The sequence below is a fragment of the Traorella massiliensis genome, assembly GCF_900104665.1.
Classification (GTDB): Bacteria; Bacillota_I; Bacilli_A; order Erysipelotrichales; family Erysipelotrichaceae; genus Traorella; species Traorella massiliensis.
Genome location: NZ_LT629967.1, coordinates 385,575 through 403,006 on the forward strand (window position 1 = coordinate 385,575; position 17,432 = coordinate 403,006).

Annotated in this window: 20 protein-coding genes; 16 read left to right on the forward strand and 4 right to left on the reverse strand. The window is 35.7% G+C overall.

The annotated features are described in order from the left end of the window. Positions 1 to 451: 451 nt before the first annotated feature. Entirely contained in the window at positions 452 to 952 is a 501-nt protein-coding gene (locus BQ5367_RS03010; protein ID WP_071441085.1) for a GNAT family N-acetyltransferase, read from the reverse strand. Positions 953 to 1,134: 182 nt separating this feature from the next. On the opposite strand from BQ5367_RS03010, the gene BQ5367_RS03015 reads away from it, so the two are divergent. Together BQ5367_RS03015 and BQ5367_RS03020 are read left to right on the forward strand one after the other, a co-directional pair. Next, positions 1,135 to 2,883 carry an ABC transporter ATP-binding protein gene (locus BQ5367_RS03015; protein WP_071441086.1) on the forward strand — a complete coding sequence of 583 codons (1,749 nt, stop codon included), beginning with the start codon at positions 1,135 to 1,137 and terminating at the stop codon, positions 2,881 to 2,883. 11 nt (positions 2,884 to 2,894) lie between these two features. Next, complete coding sequence (locus tag BQ5367_RS03020) at positions 2,895 to 4,937, forward strand: ABC transporter ATP-binding protein (protein WP_071441087.1); 2,043 nt, start codon at positions 2,895 to 2,897, stop codon at positions 4,935 to 4,937. Positions 4,938 to 4,957: 20 nt separating this feature from the next. Here BQ5367_RS03020 and BQ5367_RS03025 read toward each other — a convergent pair whose 3' ends face one another. Then, on the reverse strand, positions 4,958 to 5,560 hold the full coding sequence (locus BQ5367_RS03025) for a BAR domain-containing protein (protein ID WP_143052336.1): 603 nt from the start codon (positions 5,558 to 5,560) through the stop codon (positions 4,958 to 4,960). Between the two features lie 82 nt (positions 5,561 to 5,642). Between BQ5367_RS03025 and BQ5367_RS03030 the strand changes: the two genes are divergently transcribed. From BQ5367_RS03030 to BQ5367_RS03045, 4 genes are read left to right on the forward strand one after another with little or no spacing between them, the layout of a single operon-like run. Continuing rightward, on the forward strand, positions 5,643 to 5,867 hold the full coding sequence (locus BQ5367_RS03030; protein ID WP_071441089.1) for a hypothetical protein: 225 nt from the start codon (positions 5,643 to 5,645) through the stop codon (positions 5,865 to 5,867). Further along, positions 5,854 to 6,738, forward strand: coding sequence for an ABC transporter ATP-binding protein (locus BQ5367_RS03035; RefSeq protein WP_071441090.1), 885 nt, complete (start codon positions 5,854 to 5,856; stop codon positions 6,736 to 6,738). The genes BQ5367_RS03030 and BQ5367_RS03035 overlap by 14 nt, the downstream gene beginning before the upstream one ends. Then, positions 6,722 to 7,993 carry an ABC transporter permease gene (locus BQ5367_RS03040; RefSeq protein ID WP_071441091.1) on the forward strand — a complete coding sequence of 424 codons (1,272 nt, stop codon included), beginning with the start codon at positions 6,722 to 6,724 and terminating at the stop codon, positions 7,991 to 7,993. The genes BQ5367_RS03035 and BQ5367_RS03040 overlap by 17 nt, the downstream gene beginning before the upstream one ends. Further along, entirely contained in the window at positions 7,980 to 8,294 is a 315-nt protein-coding gene (locus tag BQ5367_RS03045; RefSeq protein ID WP_071441092.1) for a hypothetical protein, read from the forward strand. The genes BQ5367_RS03040 and BQ5367_RS03045 overlap by 14 nt, the downstream gene beginning before the upstream one ends. A gap of 3 nt (positions 8,295 to 8,297) precedes the next feature. Here BQ5367_RS03045 and BQ5367_RS03050 read toward each other — a convergent pair whose 3' ends face one another. Both BQ5367_RS03050 and BQ5367_RS03055 read right to left on the reverse strand, forming a co-directional pair. Further along, positions 8,298 to 9,950 carry a nucleoside kinase gene (locus tag BQ5367_RS03050; RefSeq protein WP_083383140.1) on the reverse strand — a complete coding sequence of 551 codons (1,653 nt, stop codon included), beginning with the start codon at positions 9,948 to 9,950 and terminating at the stop codon, positions 8,298 to 8,300. A gap of 22 nt (positions 9,951 to 9,972) precedes the next feature. Next, the gene (locus tag BQ5367_RS03055; RefSeq protein WP_071441094.1) at positions 9,973 to 11,229 is read right to left on the reverse strand and encodes a replication-associated recombination protein A; all 1,257 of its coding nucleotides are present in this window, start codon (positions 11,227 to 11,229) and stop codon (positions 9,973 to 9,975) included. A gap of 90 nt (positions 11,230 to 11,319) precedes the next feature. Between BQ5367_RS03055 and dtd the strand changes: the two genes are divergently transcribed. From dtd to BQ5367_RS03105, 10 genes are all read left to right on the forward strand, one after another. Continuing rightward, positions 11,320 to 11,778 carry a D-aminoacyl-tRNA deacylase gene (dtd, locus tag BQ5367_RS03060; protein ID WP_071441095.1) on the forward strand — a complete coding sequence of 153 codons (459 nt, stop codon included), beginning with the start codon at positions 11,320 to 11,322 and terminating at the stop codon, positions 11,776 to 11,778. After that, positions 11,768 to 12,619, forward strand: a complete 852-nt coding sequence (locus BQ5367_RS03065) for a bifunctional 5,10-methylenetetrahydrofolate dehydrogenase/5,10-methenyltetrahydrofolate cyclohydrolase (RefSeq protein ID WP_071441096.1) — start codon at positions 11,768 to 11,770, stop codon at positions 12,617 to 12,619. The genes dtd and BQ5367_RS03065 overlap by 11 nt, the downstream gene beginning before the upstream one ends. A gap of 2 nt (positions 12,620 to 12,621) precedes the next feature. Then, a complete protein-coding gene (locus tag BQ5367_RS03070) occupies positions 12,622 to 12,822 on the forward strand; it encodes a DUF951 domain-containing protein (RefSeq protein ID WP_071441097.1) in 201 nt (66 codons plus the stop codon). 48 nt (positions 12,823 to 12,870) lie between these two features. Next, positions 12,871 to 13,974, forward strand: a complete 1,104-nt coding sequence (gene ychF / locus BQ5367_RS03075) for a redox-regulated ATPase YchF (RefSeq protein WP_071441098.1) — start codon at positions 12,871 to 12,873, stop codon at positions 13,972 to 13,974. Between the two features lie 68 nt (positions 13,975 to 14,042). Further along, a complete protein-coding gene (locus BQ5367_RS03080; protein WP_071441099.1) occupies positions 14,043 to 14,366 on the forward strand; it encodes a cyclic-di-AMP receptor in 324 nt (107 codons plus the stop codon). 401 nt (positions 14,367 to 14,767) lie between these two features. After that, complete coding sequence (locus tag BQ5367_RS03085; RefSeq protein WP_071441100.1) at positions 14,768 to 15,514, forward strand: SDR family NAD(P)-dependent oxidoreductase; 747 nt, start codon at positions 14,768 to 14,770, stop codon at positions 15,512 to 15,514. Between the two features lie 83 nt (positions 15,515 to 15,597). Continuing rightward, the gene (gene fba / locus BQ5367_RS03090; protein ID WP_071441101.1) at positions 15,598 to 16,443 is read left to right on the forward strand and encodes a class II fructose-1,6-bisphosphate aldolase; all 846 of its coding nucleotides are present in this window, start codon (positions 15,598 to 15,600) and stop codon (positions 16,441 to 16,443) included. A gap of 119 nt (positions 16,444 to 16,562) precedes the next feature. Next, positions 16,563 to 16,862, forward strand: a complete 300-nt coding sequence (locus BQ5367_RS03095; RefSeq protein WP_071441102.1) for a DUF6809 family protein — start codon at positions 16,563 to 16,565, stop codon at positions 16,860 to 16,862. Between the two features lie 5 nt (positions 16,863 to 16,867). Continuing rightward, positions 16,868 to 17,047, forward strand: a complete 180-nt coding sequence (locus BQ5367_RS03100) for a hypothetical protein (protein ID WP_235858722.1) — start codon at positions 16,868 to 16,870, stop codon at positions 17,045 to 17,047. Positions 17,048 to 17,051: 4 nt separating this feature from the next. Continuing rightward, on the forward strand, positions 17,052 to 17,426 hold the full coding sequence (locus BQ5367_RS03105; protein WP_071441104.1) for a TnpV protein: 375 nt from the start codon (positions 17,052 to 17,054) through the stop codon (positions 17,424 to 17,426). Positions 17,427 to 17,432 lie beyond the last annotated feature (6 nt).

Sequence of the window (17,432 nt, forward strand, 5' to 3'; positions counted from 1 at the left end):
TTTTTAAGAGATGATAATAGCTTAGATTTATAAATATTTAACCTGAATGATTCATGAAAGTAAATTAATAGGTGAATCGTGAATCATCAACTCAAGGTTTTGCACAAAAAACGGCAGATCCATACCTGCATCGTTTACTATTGAATTAATTCTTTAAATTAACATCACTTTTTCATATAATGATGAAATATATCTTGTCTTGGATATGCACTGCTGAAATGGTACTCGATTTTCCTTGTATGTTTCACGATTCTTACCACTATTTTTGATATTTGCTTCTAAAAGTATTCATCCTTATTTACTATCGCCATGGTGCAAGTTAAGCTGAACAAGGATGTTTTCGTTAGAATGAATAAAAGCTTTGGCTCTTTTTCTTCATGAATTTTTCAGGTATAATTAAAAACCATTCATGGTGAAAAAAATATGGCCGGTTATATTCTGGTCACGTCATTTATATCTTTTTTGAATACAAAAGTTCAACAATACCCTGAGCTTCCTTTGTTTTATCTGTTAAGACAAATCCATGTTTTTCATAAAAATTCCGAGCAATCTGATTTTTTTCAAAAACCCACAAGATAACCTCAGAATATCCTGCTTGCTTTATTTCATGAAGAAGATGCTTCATCATTACAGAGCCATATCCCTGTCGTCTTTGATTTTCCAGACTGTGGATACAGATCAATTCCGCAGTTTCGCTTCCAAGCTGATTTCTGTTCTGGCTCCATCCGGCAATACAATAAGGTTTTTCATCTACAAGTTCAATTTCTAAATGAACAATGCCATGAGATAAGACTTTTCGATACATTTCTTCCACATTATCAATATTGGTACTTTTCTCAAGCTCTTCGGCAGAAAGAATGTGATGAAATGCAGTTTTCCACGATTGAGTTTGGATGTAAGCCAATATTTTTTCATCACCAGAAACCGCTTTTATTATTTCAACTTTATTCATAGTAGGTCTCCTTTGAAAAGTAATTCTAACATAAAGAGAAGTGTAAATAAAGATATAGATGTGAGTGTTTTATACATAAAGATGAAAACACTTTCTTTTTAGTGATTTAAAATATCAATGACACTTGAAAAAAACTTCATTTAGAATTACAATATACTCATTGCAGCTATGGGGGTGAATATATGAAAAAAAAGGGTGTTTTGTTAGCATATATATGGAAATACAAGATCCCTTATTTACTTGGTCTGTTGACTCTTTTGATGGTTGATTATGTTAATTTATTCATACCGCAAATTACAGGTGAGATCACAGATGGGTTGGCTTCCTTTACCCTTGATTTGAATGGAGTTTTTCAACTGATTCTTTCACTTTTGGGAGTAGCTTTGCTGATTACGTTAGGACGCGTTTTTTGGCGTGTTTTTATTTTTGGTACTTCTCGAAAAATTGAAAATGAATTGCGAAATGATTTATTTTCAAAGCTGGAAGAATTATCACAGACGTATTTCAATACGCATAAAACTGGTGATCTGATGACTCATTTCACGAATGATCTGGAGGCTTTGCGAAATTCAATAGGGCCTGCAGTTATCAGTAGTTTTGATGCGATCGTGATGACGGCTTTAGTATTGTATCAGATGATGGTGTATGTTGATTTTAAGCTGACCTTGTTGACTTTGATTCCCATGTCTTTGATTGCGATCGGAGGTTATTATTTTGGAGAAGAATTTGAACGCCGTTTTGCGAAAAAGCAAGATGCATTTGCGAAACTCAGCGATCATGTCCAGGAAAGTATTACAGGTGAGCGTGTAATCAAAGCTTTTGTTCAGGAAGAAAAGCAGGATAAGGCGTTTCAAAAAGTAAATGATTATAATAAAAAGATGAATATGCGAGTTGTAAAGCTGATGGCTACTTTTATGCCGCTGATGGATTTTATCATTGGGATCAGTTATGTTATTACGATCATTTATGGCGGATATCTGGCTTTGACAGCACAAATTACTTTAGGACGTTTTGTCGCATTTAATCAATATCTGGGAATGCTGATATGGCCGATGATTGCTCTTGGGGACAGCATCACTTCTTTTTCTCAAGGAAGAGCAGCTATAGGACGTATCAATCAAGTATTTGATGAAATACCGGATATCGTGGATGATGAGCATCCATTGGATATAAAGGAATTATATGGCGATATCTCTATCCGTCATCTTTCATTTAGCTATGGAGATGAATTTCAGGATGCTTTAAGTGATTTATCCATTGAAATCAAACGTGGCGAAACATTAGCGATCTTAGGTCGTACAGGTGATGGAAAGACAACTTTGGTCAATTTGCTTTTACGTTTATATGATATCAGTGAGGGTGAAATTTTATTTGATGGTCATGATATCAAGAAAATACCACTACACGTATTAAGAAGCAGTATTGCTTATGTACCGCAGGATAGTTATTTATTCAGCGATACGCTGGAAAGAAATATTTCTTTTGGAAAACGTAGCGCAACTCATGAAGAAGTAGTGGAAGTATGTAAGATGGCTTGTGTGCATGATAATATCATTGATTTTCCAGAAGGTTATGAGACGGTTGTTGGTGAACGTGGGGTGACGCTTTCTGGAGGTCAGAAGCAGCGCTGTGCCATTGCCCGTGCTTTATTAAAGGATTCTCCGATCTTGATCTTAGATGATTCATTAAGTGCAGTTGATACCGATACAGAAGATCAGATATTGGAAAATTTGAAAAAGAAAAGAAAAGATAAAACGACGATCATGATTGCTCATCGTATTTCAACGGTGAAAAATGCTGATCATATCTTAATTCTTGAGGAAGGAAAGAAAGCGGAATATGGAACCTTTGATGAACTGATGGCATTAGGCGGTATCTTTAAGGAAATGTATGATAAACAGCAGCTGGAAAAGCAGCTAAGTGCTGAGTAAAGGAGGGTAACATGGCAGAAATGGTAGAAGAAAAAGTCGAATCCGAATACTCCGGCAGTATTACAAAACGTCTATTGACTTATATGAAGCCATATGTAAAACAAATGGTTCTTTCCATCATATTGGTTTTATTGATCACAGTATTTGAGCTGCTTCGTCCTATTTTGATCGGTGATGCGATTGATACTTATATTGAAGGATATAATCAGCCATATGCAATCGTAGATAAGAGTGATCTTTTATTTCAAGGAGAATATCTTTCTAAGAATCTAGAAGGAGCAGATAGTTTTGCTCAGCTGATCATGTATGAAGATGAGTATTATTTCTTTAAAGATTTAAATGCTCAAGAAAGTCAAGAAATGTATGAAATCAGTCAAGGGAATGTTCGCCCTGAGAGTGTTACTGATAGTGGGATGGTGATTGCAGGAATCAGTGGAGAAAAACTAAATGCTGATGAATTAAAAGTTCTGCGAAACAATGATTTCCACGGTATAGTTCGCATTGGTATCCTTTATACGATCATACTGGTGCTGAATCTTATTTGTACTTTTGTTCAGACATGGGTATTACAGTTGACTGGACAGAATATTATCTATGAAATCCGTCGGGAAATTTTCCACCATGTACATTCACTGCCTTTACGTTTCTTTGATACACATCCTGTAGGAAGAATTGTGACAAGAGCAACGAATGATGTGGAATCATTACATGAGATGTATGCGAACATTTTAATACGTCTGTTTAGAAATTCAATAAAAATCATTGGTTTGGCTGTTGTTATGTTAAGTATGAATTTGACTTTAGCGTTATATTCATTCATATTGGTACCAGTCATTGCAGTCTTGACTGTTATATTTAAGCGATTATCTAGAAAGATTCATCGTGAAATTCGTACAAAGATCAGTATGCTGAATACTTTCTTATCTGAAAATATTTCAGGTATGCGTCTTATTCAAATATTTGCGAATGAAAAAATGAAATATGAAGAATTTAAAGATAAAAATAGTGAATTATATCGTGCAAATATCAAACAGATGAGTGTATTTGCGATATTTAGACCTTTGATTTACTTTTTAAGTCAATTAGCATTAGGTATCGTATTATATATGGGTGGCATGAATGTATTGGATAGTACGCTTACGATTGGGGTTCTGTATGTGTTTATCAATTATATTTCTAATTTCTTTGAACCGATACAGGATCTTGCAGAGCAGTTTTCAACATTGCAGAATGCTTTTGCCAGTGCAGAAAAAATATTCACGATTCTTGATGAGAAGAATACGATATTGGAAAAAGAAAATCCTGTTGTTTTGGATGAAATCAAAGGGAAAATCGAATTTAAGCATGTATGGTTTGCTTATGAAAAAGATGATTATGTATTAAGAGATGTTTCTTTTGTGATCCATCCAGGAGAAAAGGTGGCGTTTGTTGGAGCAACAGGTGCCGGTAAATCATCGATATTAAATTTGATTGGTCGATATTATGATATTCAAAAAGGACAGATTTTGATTGATGATGTTGATATCAAAGATTTAAGTATTGCCCAGATTCGTGATGCGATCGGTCAGATGCAGCAGGATGTCTTTATCTTTACTGGTGATATCAGCAGCAATGTTCGTTTATTAAATGAAGATATCAGTGATGAAACGATTGCCAAGAGTGCTCAGACAGTCAATGCAGCACATTTCATCGAACAGCTTCCAGAAGGATATCATGAGCCTGTTAGTGAAAGAGGGTCGACACTTTCAAGCGGACAACGGCAATTGCTTTCTTTCGCAAGAACATTGGCGTTTGATCCAAAGATTCTGGTCATGGATGAAGCAACAGCTAATATTGATACTGAAACTGAGCAATTGATCCAGCAAGCCTTAGAAAGACTGATGGAAGGAAGAACAACGATCATGGTGGCTCACCGTTTAAGTACGATCCAGCATGCAGACAATATCATTGTCATGCATAAAGGAAAGATTCGTGAAATGGGTACGCATCAACAATTGCTTCAAAATAATGGCATTTATAAGAAACTTTATGATTTACAGTTATATTCTGTATAAAGATTAAATATCCTAGCATCCTAGGATATTTTTTTTATAAGACTTTCTAAAATTCTGTAGTTCTGTTTAAAACTAAGTATGATAATCTGATGGAAAGGAATAAATTTGATATAAGTCAAATCAGCAGGAAGCTTGAATGTATCGAGTGTACCTTCAAATACTACATACGGCTGTAAATGATTCATAAGCTCTTGAACATCGTTAAAGGAAAAAGTCAGATTGCTTTGCTGGAGGATCGCATTGATAAAAGACAGGCAGGTATAAGCGTTTTTTATATTGATACTTTTATGTAAAGGACTTAAAAGAGCATTTAGCGTATGGTAATAATAGTCATGAGGATGCTCCTCCATTTCCGTGATAAAGTGTTGAATATTTTCATAGGAGTTATCATCAATAGATATTTTATACAATTTTATATTGGCATGATCATATCTTTCTTTACTCTCATGAATAAAACCGCCATAAAAAGGAGTTGAATAATAATAGCGTGCAAAAGAAAGCACCTCATGGAGATCTTCATGAAAAGAAAATGAGAGATGATTATAAGGGGTATTCGTTATTTTACGGATAAATTTTCCCATATGTCCGTTAGTAGCGGACAAAATAATATAAATATCTTTCATTTTCAAATTATATCAAAAAAATTTGTCGAAAAGTGGGAAATTTAGGCTTTTAGTGGATATATAAGAGTAGAGGTGATAAAAAATGCTGCAAGAAAATATATTAAAAAGAAGATGCCGGCAAACATTGTATAAAGTATATTCTGATTATTTAGGAGATGAAAAAAAAGAAAAGTTTGATGAAATCAAAGAAAATGATCCGTATTTAAATCAGATCATTGATGAAGTATTGCATTATGTCGTTTATGATCTTCCTCTACAGCCTTTGATATTAGATGCGATTCATGGAGTAAAACATGCTGGCCGTTGAACATTTAACTAAATATTATGGTACTAAAGTAGGAGTGAAAGATCTTTCTTTTAAAATAAAGAAAGGCAGGATCCTTGGTATTCTTGGAAGTAATGGCAGTGGTAAGACGACAACTTTTCGTGTTCTTTTGGGATTGATCGAGAAAGATGAAGGAAAGATTACTTATGAAGGAAATTTACTTGATTTTTCAGATAAATGTCTTTTTGGTTATCTTCCTGAAGAGAAAAGTATGCTTCGTGATCTGAAGGTGAAGGATCAGATTTCATATCTGGCAAGATTGAAAAAAATAGGTAATGAAGAAATTGAGGCACAGATGGATTACTGGTTAGCGTATTTACATATCGAACGTTATCGTAATGCGAAGGTACGCTCATTATCAAAGGGAAATATGCAGCTGGTGCAGCTGGCATGTGCCCTGATTCATCAGCCTAAGATCTTAATCTTCGATGAACCTTTGAATGGACTTGATCTTGAAAATGTTGGATTATTTAAAAGACTATGTGAGAAATTAAAAAAAGAAGGCCGCATTATACTTATTAGTTCTCATCAGTACAATAATATTGAAGATCTGGTAGATGATGTTGTATATCTTGATCGAGGTGATACTTGTTTCAAAGGAAATTTAAAGAACTTAAAAAAGAAATATCCACAACGTATTTTAGTTTTAGATGAAGATATCATAGATGAAAAAGATGACGGTGTGATCAGTGTGGAAAAGATTGGTCATCAATATCATATAAAACTTGAGAATGAGAATGTTGCCAATCAATATGTACGTAAATTGATGAGAGAAAAGGTGAGCAGCTTTTCACTAGAAATGGTTTCTCTACAAATGATGATACGGGAGGCATTACATGAAAGAACTCGTTAAGTTTTCACTAAAAAGGCGCTTTTGGAATAGTGCTGCTATCTTGTTGAATGTATTGCTGTGCTTAGTGGTATGTGGTGTTTTATTTGCAGATAAGCTGATAGAACTTGTAAATCCATCATTGCTGGATGTTCAGAGAATTTATTTGAATGTTGATGAAAAGATTGAGAATGCTTTATTGAATGTGGAAAGCGGGCTTGATTTTATCGCAGATAATAGGTCAAGTGAAGAAATCTTGGATAAAGATTCAAAGGCGTATGTTTTATATTATGAAGAGGGGTATAAATTAGCAAGTCAGTATGAGGTACCCCAAGAAATGATGGCTCTTGTAGAATCATTAGTTGGTGATGTTCATCGTAATCTGATGCTTAGTGAATCGTTAAGCATTGAAGAAATGGAAGCTATGAATCAGTCTTATATGATTGAGAATGTTGTTGAATATGAAAGCATTCAGATGAATAGTGATAAACAGAATTTAATATTTATGGTTATTACTTCTATTTATTTTACGATGCTTTCCTTTTCAACATCGGTTGCTAATGAAGTGATTTATGAAAAAAGCACACGTCAATTAGAGCTTATACTTACGAGTGTGAGTGCAAAAACCCATTTTTTATCAAAGATGGCTGTTGGGTGGCTGGCAATTTTGATACAGGCCTTCCTTTTAGGAAGTTATATTATCTCTGGTGGCTTTTTACGTATTCTTTTTGATGAGGGAAGAGGATTGATTCTTTTAATTCGTCAGTTAGGTTTGTTTATGATCGAACAAGAGACGATCTTAGAATTTTTAAGCAGTATTCCCATTGAATTTGATTTTATTGTAAAGATCCTGTTTATCTTATTTTTTCTAATGATGGGAATTTTACTTCTACAAATGGTTTTAGTAGTGATTTCTAGTTTTATTGCCAATATAGAAGAAGCAGGCAATGTTCAAGGACCCTTTTATCTGATTCTTTTAGGAATTTATTATTTTGCTTTATCTGTTAATACACCTTACCAAATGAGTGAGGGGATTGGCTTTATCCTATCGTTTTTTCCATTTTTAAATATGCTTTTTATGCCGTGTCGTTTATTAATTCAAAATGTAAGTTTTATTGAATTGTCATTATCCGCATTGATTTCCTGTATCTTTATGGCACTGATCTTATCAAAAGGACCTCTTGTTTATCAAAGAGGTGTATTGGATTATACGAGCAAAGGCTTTTTAGGTGTCATGAAAAAAACGCTGAAAAGGAGTGAAGATCATGAAAAGAAATGAGGTATATGAAACTATAAGCGGGGTGCTTTTGGCTGTAATGGCGGGGATTGCTTATGCTCAGCCACAAAAAAATGCAGCAGTTTTTTTTCTGCTGCCTGGAATCATCATTTTTTTGTTGCTGACTTACATTTCCTACAAAAAGATCGGTCAGCTTTCTTTAAGTCTTATCAAATGTGAATGTATGCTATTTTCATTGGTTATGATGATTTCTAGCTTAGCTAATATTTCATTAACTAATATTTTGCTTTTACTTATGCTTCTTCTTTTGATTACAACATTAAGAGAAATCAGTAAGGCATAGCTATTATGATAATAGAATACTTCCACCAATAAATTCTCGTAAGATCGATTGATTGGCAATAGCGGAATCATCTTCGATCTTTTCAAAAAATCTTAAGAAAGAAAGCATTCTTTGAGCTTCTGCATATTCTTTTTCTTCAGGTTGAACACTTTCTAAAAGAGGTTCTGCATATTTTTTTAAAACTGCCAGTTCATAAATATAATTGGTATTAAAGAAGATGTCAGCCTGATCGATGAAAGGGAAGATGTTCTGATCTTCACCTTTACGTACTTTTGGCCAATCACAAATCGTCTGACTGGCTGGGCGACCTCTAAATTGGTGGTCACGGACCAGTCTTCTTAACATTCTCGCATCGGTTGTAGGAATACGGTTGATATGATCAATATTGAGTGAAGTCAATGGACTGATATAAATCTTAAATTTTTCGGCATCATCGATATCTCTTGTTAATATCTGATTGAGTGCATGGATCCCTTCGATGACGATAGGCTGATTTTTATCGATAGAAACGATTCGTTGTCCAAAAACTTTCGTACCATTTATGAAATCAAAGGTCGGTATATCAACTTTCTGACCGTTGAGAAGCTCATTGATTTGTTGATTGAAAAGGTCAATATCAACAGCTCGAATACTTTCATAATCTTTTTCTCCATTTTCATCTAAGACAGTTTCACTTCTTTCTACAAAGTAATCATCTGTTCCTAAATAAAGTGGTCTTAAACCAATGACTCTCATTTGGATACAAAGGCGCTTTGCGAAAGAAGTCTTTCCGGATGATGAAGGACCACATATGAGGATAATACGTTTGTTTTCTTGTTTGATCTGATTGGCAATATCAGAGATTTTCTTTTCATGGAGAGCTTCCTGAAGCATGATCAGATCTTGATAATCATTATTTTTGATTTTTTCGTTCAAATCCGCTACATAGCTGACATTCATTAATTTTTCCCATATGGTTGCTTCTGAAAAAGCATCATAGAGAAGCTTTTGATCTTCATAAGGAGGCATTTCATTTGGCTGGCTGATGTGTGGATAACGAAGCAAAATGCCATTCCGATATTTTTTTAGTTCAAAATATTGTAAGTAAGAAGTATTTGGCACAAGCAGCCCATAAAAAAGTTCTTTATAAGAGTCAAGTGAATAAACTTCCACAGCTTGAATACTTTCAGAAGAAAGAATTAAGCGGCTTCGATCTCTACTGTTGAAATAGCTTGAAAGCTTCAATAATTCCTTGCGCTGAATACGCTCTTTTATAATAGGTAATTGAGCGTTAACTAACTCTTTCATTCTTTTTTCAATTTTAGCGATATCATCAGCTGAAACATTTCCTTTGATAGTTGTATATAAACCTTTATTTAAAGAGTTTGATACATTGACTTGGACATTTCCAAGAATATCATAAACAGCTTTTTCATAAAGAAGGATCAGACTGTTTTGATAGACAAGCCAAGCGTAATTATCACTCATATCAAGGAATTCGATGCTGCAGGATTGATTTATTTTATGATTTAAGTCACGATAACTGTTATCTACTTTACAAAGCAAAACTTTATTTTCTCTTTTTTCGTTTAAACTAAGATAAAGCTGTTCAGCACGAATTCCTTTTTCTACATCTACGCTATAACTGTTTTTAGAATGAACGATATTGACAATCATAACTATAACTCCTTCAATTATTTTATTTCTTTTTTAATAAATCTATGCGATTTGTACGTTTGGTTTGATTTATTTTTTCATAATTAGAGGCCAATGTTTTTTCATAAGTACTGGTGTTTTCAGGTATATAAAACTTTGCATCTTTGATTTTATCAGGCAGATACTGCAACTTTGGCCATATATCACTGCGCCCATAATCATATTTCATTTCTTCATGCATGTTAACAGGGGTGAAACGTAAATAATCCGGGATTGGCAAGGTTTGTTTCTTTAATGAAGCCAAGGCACTGTCAATCGCAGCTTCGGCAGATTTTGATTTTGGTGATAAGGTAAGATCGATCACAGCCTGGCTTAAGATGATCCGTGCTTCTGGAAAGCCGACTCTTTTAGCGGCATCCACAGCAGTAACACAACGGGCGACAGCTGCAGGATTTCCAAGTCCGATATCTTCATAAGCGGTAGTGATGAGTCTTCTTTCTATCGAATCCATATCATTTGCTAATATAAGACGTCCAAGATAGTAAAGGGCAGCGTTGACATCACTGCCACGGATTGATTTCTGAAAAGCACTTAAAGTATCATAATGACCATCATCATTTTTATCGATCGCAAAATTAGGAATCTGCGTAAATTGCTGGATCGTTTCGCTGGTAATCGTATGATTCTCACAAGCAAGGGCACATACTTCCAATATGTTTAAAGCATAGCGGATATCACCATTTACATGACGGGCAATGATATGTGCTGCTTCATCATCGATTGTGACTTCTTTTTTTAAGCCTTTCTCACTTTGGATGGCATGATGGATAGCGGTGATGATATCTTCTTCGGAATTACTTTTTACTTCTAAAAGATGGCAGCGTGAACGAATGGCCGGATTGATGACAAATAAGGGATTTCCTGTTGTAGCGCCAATGAGTGTGATGGCACCACTTTCCACATGGGGAAGAAGTAAATCCTGTTTATCTTTATTTAAACGATGTACTTCATCTATGATAACGACTAATCCTGGGAAAAAGCGGCTTTCTTCAAATAACTGGTCTAATTCTTTTTTATTGCCGGTAACTGCATTAAATAAACGAAAAGGGAGCTCGCATTCGTTAGCGATCACACGAGCTAAGGTAGTTTTGCCGCAACCGGCAGGACCATATAAGATCATTGAAAACAGTTTTTTATGTTCAACGCATTTTCTTAAAATTCCATTTTTCCCAATTAAATGTTTTTGTCCGATCACTTCATCTAAGTGTTCAGGACGCATTCTGTATGCTAAAGGTTCCATGCGTTTATTCTAACACAATTTATCTATCTTTTTAAGTAGTGAGCGGTTTCTTTCAAGCTTAATTTCATGTATAATGATAAAGGTGATATCATGAGAGTATTGTTACAGAGAGTGGCTTATGCAAGCTGTCGGGTAGACAATCAGATAACAGGTAAAATTGAACGAGGATATATGCTTCTTGTTGGCATTACCCATACGGATGATGAAAAGATAGCGGACAAAATGGCCGATAAAATTTATCATTTGCGAATCAATGATGATGAGAATGGAAAAATGAATCTATCCATTGATGATGTACATGGAGATATCCTATCTATTTCACAGTTTACCTTGTATGCGGATTGTGTGAAAGGAAGACGTCCCGGTTTTGAGATGAGTGCTGATAAGCAAAAAGCAAATGATTTATATGACTTCTTTAATGAGGCATTGAGAAAAAGAGGGCTTCGTGTAGAAGAAGGAATCTTTGGTGCAGATATGAAGATAGAGTTATTGAATGATGGTCCAATTACGATCATGCTGGACAGTGAGGTGTTATTCAATGGAAAATAAATGTATATATGGAAAAGAAATTGCGGAAAGACTGGATCAGCGAACCATTGAATTTGTGGAAGAGTGCCGCAATAAAGGCAGAAGGATTCCAAAACTTGTATGCATTGCCATTGGCAATCATCCGGCTAGTGTTGCTTATATGAAAGGTCTTCGAAAAAAGTGTGAAAAAGTCAAGGTTGAACTGGAAACAGTCGTTTTAGATGCTTCTATCAGTGATTTTGAATTGATAAGAACGATTCATGGCTATAATAAAATGATCAGCATTGATGGTATCCTGTTACAAATGCCGCTTCCATCACATATGAATCGAGAAAAGATCGTTTTAGAAATTGATCCTTTGAAAGATGTAGATGGTCTTCATCCGTTGAATACAGGTCTTTTTTATCAAGGCCAGGAAGCTTTTGTGCCATGTACAGCATTAAGCGCCATGGAATTTATTCATGAGAGTGGTATGAATCTGGATGGTAAAGAAGTAGTCGTAGTGGGCCGCAGTAATGTGATTGGCAGACCAGTGGCTCAATTGTGTCTAAATGAGCATGCCAGTGTTACGGTAGTACATTCAAAAAGCTTGAATATTGAAAAGATATGTTCCCATGCAGATGTTGTTATTGCGGCTGCAGGTGTTCCTAAGATGATTAAAAAGAATTGGTTAAAAAAAGGTGCTGTAGTTATTGATGTAGGTATCAACTATGATGAAAATGGAAAGATGTGCGGTGATGTTGATTTTGATGATGTCATTGATCAAGTCGGTAAAATATCACCTGTGCCAAAAGGTGTGGGTGTAGTCACTAATTCAATGTTAATGCGAAATCTAATTTTTGCTTATCAAAGAAAGGGGTAAACATGGAATACGATTTAAATGATATTGTAGAGATGAAAAAAGAACATCCGTGTCATAAAAGTAAGTATTGGAAAATTATTCGCATGGGTGCCGATATTCGTATCAAATGTCAGGGATGTGGAGCAAGTGTGTTATTTCCAAGAAGTGAATTTGAGAAAAAATGTAAGAAAGTTGTACAAAGAAGTCAAAGTTCTCTTGAATAATGAAGAGGAAACGATTAAACTAATTGAAGAAATCTGAGGTGAGGAAGTATGCCGTTAACAGCGGGAATTGTAGGCTTACCAAATGTGGGAAAGTCTACGTTATTTAATGCAATTACAAAAAGTCAGGTTGAAGCTGCGAATTATCCTTTCGCAACGATTCAGCCAAATGTCGGTGTCGTAGAGGTACCGGATGCACGTATTGATCGTCTTGCGGAAATCTTTCATCCGAAAAAGAAGATTTATACAACATTTGAATTTACGGATATTGCTGGTCTTGTAAAGGGAGCTAGTAAAGGAGAAGGTCTGGGAAATCAGTTTTTAAGTAACATTCGTACATGTGATGCGATCGCTCATGTAGTACGATGCTTTGATGATGCTGATATTACGCATGTAGAAGGCAGTGTAGACCCTATTCGTGATATTGAGATCATTAATCTTGAGCTAACATTAGCTGATTTACAGACAGTGGAAAATCGTATTGGCAAGGTAGAAAGAAAAGCTTTGACGACACGAGATAAAGATGCTATGGCAGAACTGGATGTATTAAAGAAATTACAGGCCGTACTTTTAGAAGGAAAGGCTGCAAGAAGTGTTGAGCTGGATAACGATGAATATCTATTGGTAAAAAACTTTTCTTTATTAACTTTAAAACCAATGATTTATGTTGCGAATATGAGCGAAGATGAAATTGGTGATCCTGAAAGTAATGCATATTATCAAAAGGTATGTGAATACGCTAAAAGTGAAAACAATCTTGTTATTCCGATCAGCGCTAAAATTGAAGAGGAACTCTCTGGAATGGATAAAGAAGACAAAGAAATGTTCTTACAGGATCTTGGTATTGAAGAGAGTGGTTTGGATAAGGTCGTAAAGGCAGCTTACAACATTCTTGGTTTATGTACCTTCTTAACAGCCGGAGAAGATGAATGCCGTGCTTGGACCTTTAAAAAAGGAATGAGTGCCCCGGAATGTGCAGGAATCATTCATAGTGATTTCCAAAGAGGCTTTATTAAGGCAGAAGTTTATCGTTTTGAAGATATTGATCACTATGAAAGCGAAGTTGCGATTAAAGAGGCTGGAAAGCTTAGAATAGAGGGAAAAGACTATCTGGTACAAGATGGCGATGTTATGCATTTTAGATTTAATGTATGACAAATGACAATTTATTCACATGGTGAAAAGAAAATTATGATATAATACATATATAGAGAGGTGATATAATGAAACTTATTTTAGCTATCATGTCAAATGATGATGCACCTACTGCATCAAGCGCCTTGACAAAAGAAGGGTACTCAGTGACTCGTCTTGCAACTACAGGAGGATTTTTAAGAGCTGGCAACACAACGCTTTTGATTGGTTGTGAAAATGAAAAAGTGGATAAAGCCATTGAAGTCATTGGTGAATATTCATCAAGAAGAACAGAAGTCGTACCTGCAACTTCTTCTTATGATATCGGAAGATTTGCTTCATTCCCTGTTGAAGTACAGGTGGGCGGTGCTACGATCTTCGTGCTGGATGTTGAAAAATTCATGAAATTATAATCATTAAATTGTGGTTGAATGTAAAAAACTCAAGCTTGAATTTAAATTCAGGAGCTTGAGTTTTTTATATATTAGGAAATTTCACTTTAGATTGATAGGCAGAGGATGAAAGGGAATGGAAAGAAGTGATCAGAATCTGGGAAAAGCGACATTGGAACGTTTCGCCAATGTCCTATTCAAAGAGAAGCAAAAAAAGAAGATGTGAAGGTGTCAGTGGAACCGTGTAGAGAGTAGGCAAGCGGGTATGCCGATAAGGAGCGCATATAATTTTGGTTACAATATCATTTTTTGTTATTTGATAAAAAAACTATTTACTTATTGGTATACACTGAATAACAAATTGAAACTTCTATGAATATTCCCTTCTTTTTATAATTTAAGTATCGAGAGGAGGAGCAAAGATGAAACTTGATGGAAAAGTTGCAATTGTTACCGGTGGCGGTTCAGGTATTGGAAAAGCTATCGCTGTGCGTTATGCGAAAGAAGGAGCTCATGTTGTAATTGTTGGAAGAAGAGAAGCGGTTTTAAAAGAAATAGCAGCTTTAGATGACAAAATCAGCTATGTAGCAGGGGATATTACAAAAGATGAAGTCGTTGAACATGTAATGGAAACTGTAAAAGAGAAATATGGTCATTTAGATATTTTGATCAATAATGCCGGATGGTGTCCGGTTCAGCCAATTACCGAAATTACGATTGAAGACTATGATAAAGCTTTTAGTCTGGATGTTCGTGCGCTTGTAAATATGACGATTCATGCTTTACCAATGATTATAGAAGCAAAAGGCAGCATCATAAACCTTTCTAGTGTTGGAGCTACTCATCGTGCTGCCAATTTATCGATGTATGTAGGTGCAAAAGCAGCAGTTGAAAACTTTACACGTGTTTGGGCGATAGAACTAGCTGAAAAGGGAGTGCGTGTGAATGCCATTGCTCCTGGTGCAATTCGTACGGATATCTGGAATGTAACAAATCTTTCTTTAGAAGATGCGAAAAAGCATGAAGAAGGAATTGCATCAAGTATACCGTTCAAACGTTTTGGAAAGCCTGATGAAGTGGCAAATGTTGCCCTTTTCCTAGCAAGCGATGAGGCAAGCTATGTGAGCGGTTCTGTTTATGCAGTTGATGGCGCTCAAGGGGCCGCATAAATCCTTTTAGTATCTTCGTTGAACAATTGAAGTGACTGCGTTATAATGAGAACGGCTGATAAAAGCTGAAATGGAGTGGTGTTATGTTAGTAACAACGAAAAAAATGCTTCTTGAAGCACAAAAAAATCATTATGCAGTTGGTGCCTTCAATGTTGAAAATATGGAAATGGTACAAGCTGTTATTGCAGCCGCTGAAGAGATGCGCTCACCGATCATCATTCAGACGACGCCCTCTACTTTAAAGTATGCAAGTCCTGAGTTATATCTAGCCAATGTCAAGGCATTAGCAAATAAAGCTGAAGTTCCGATAGCCATTCATCTGGATCATGGCAATAGTTTTGAATTAGCAATGCAGACATTCAGATGTGGATATACATCGATCATGATCGATGGCTCTCAAAAGCCTTTTGAAGAAAATATTGCTTTGACATCAGCAGTAATAAAAGCAGCACATGCAGCTAATATTAGTGTAGAGGCAGAATTAGGTACCGTAGGCGGTAAAGAAGACAGCTTAGATAATGGCGAAGGTGGTTATACTGATCCATCAAAAGCAAAAGAATTTGTAGAACGCAGTGGCTGTGATTCCTTAGCTGTCGCCATAGGAACAGCTCATGGTGTGTATAAGCATGCCCCAAAACTTGATCTAAACCGATTAAGTGCAATACGTGAAGTCGTAGATATTCCTTTGGTGCTTCATGGTACGAGTGGTGTTGATGATAAAGTCGTGAAAGAATGTGTTCAACGTGGAATTTGTAAAGTCAATTACGCAACCGATTTAAGAATTGCTTATACAAGAGGAGTCAAAGAAGTATTAGCAGAAAATCCAGATACGATCGATCCTAAAAAATATGGTGCAAGAGGCCGTGAATATGTGAAACAATATGTCATGGAAAAAATGCAGGTCGTAGGAAGTGCTCATCGAATATAAATAAAGAAGATCGAATCAAGGGAGACACTTCGTAAGGAAGTTGTCTCCCTTTGGCTTTTGTAGTCAGCCAGAATGATTGAATTGTAAGGATAATTCAATTCATAACGGAGGATTACACAATGGCAAACTTTATTGAAGAATTTTTCTACGGAAATCTTGATCCACAGGCACGTAGCACAAAGCAAAACAAGGATGTTCAGAAGCAGATGGAAATTCTGATGAACAACGAGGAAAAGCTGACGGCTGCATTAGATGATGAAAATAAGAAGTTATTTCTTGATTTTGCAAACGCTTGGAGTGTCGTAAACGGCGAATCAACATTAGACAGCTTCATAATTGGTTTTCGGTTAGGTGCGAAATTTACATATGACACCTTTATCGGAACGGATGCTCCGTTCGAGGATCTCTTGAAGGAGTGATGATAATGAAAAAATATTACATAGTATTTGACGAATACGAAAGAGGAATTATCATCAACGCTCTTAATGACAAACGGAATGCTCTCATAAAAAAAGGGCGATATACCGATGCAGTTGCCGAAGTCCTGCTAAAAGTCATTAACGCAAAACAAAAGAGATTTAAGATTAGATATACGGAGGATTAAGATTATGAAAAAGACTATATTTGAGCAAATGGGCGGTACATATACAAAGGTTGGAGATTATTATTTACCTAATCTCTTGCCTGCCGAACAAGAAGAACAACCTATTGGTGTATGGGGGCAGCGACACCTACGGTACATCAAGCAACACCACAAGGTGAGATACACTAATCTGCTGACAAGCGGTAAGTTAAACGCCTATCTTGCAGACATTGATAAACAAGCTGAAGATATGCTTTTTCGGCTTGTAAAACAAATGGCAGAGCGTGAGGGTGTTACCGAACAACTCAAAGCAGACAACCAAATGGAGTGGGTTGCTCGGATGAATAATATCCGCAGTAGAGCTACTGAAATCGTAAATAATGATATAATTTATAAGTAATCGAAG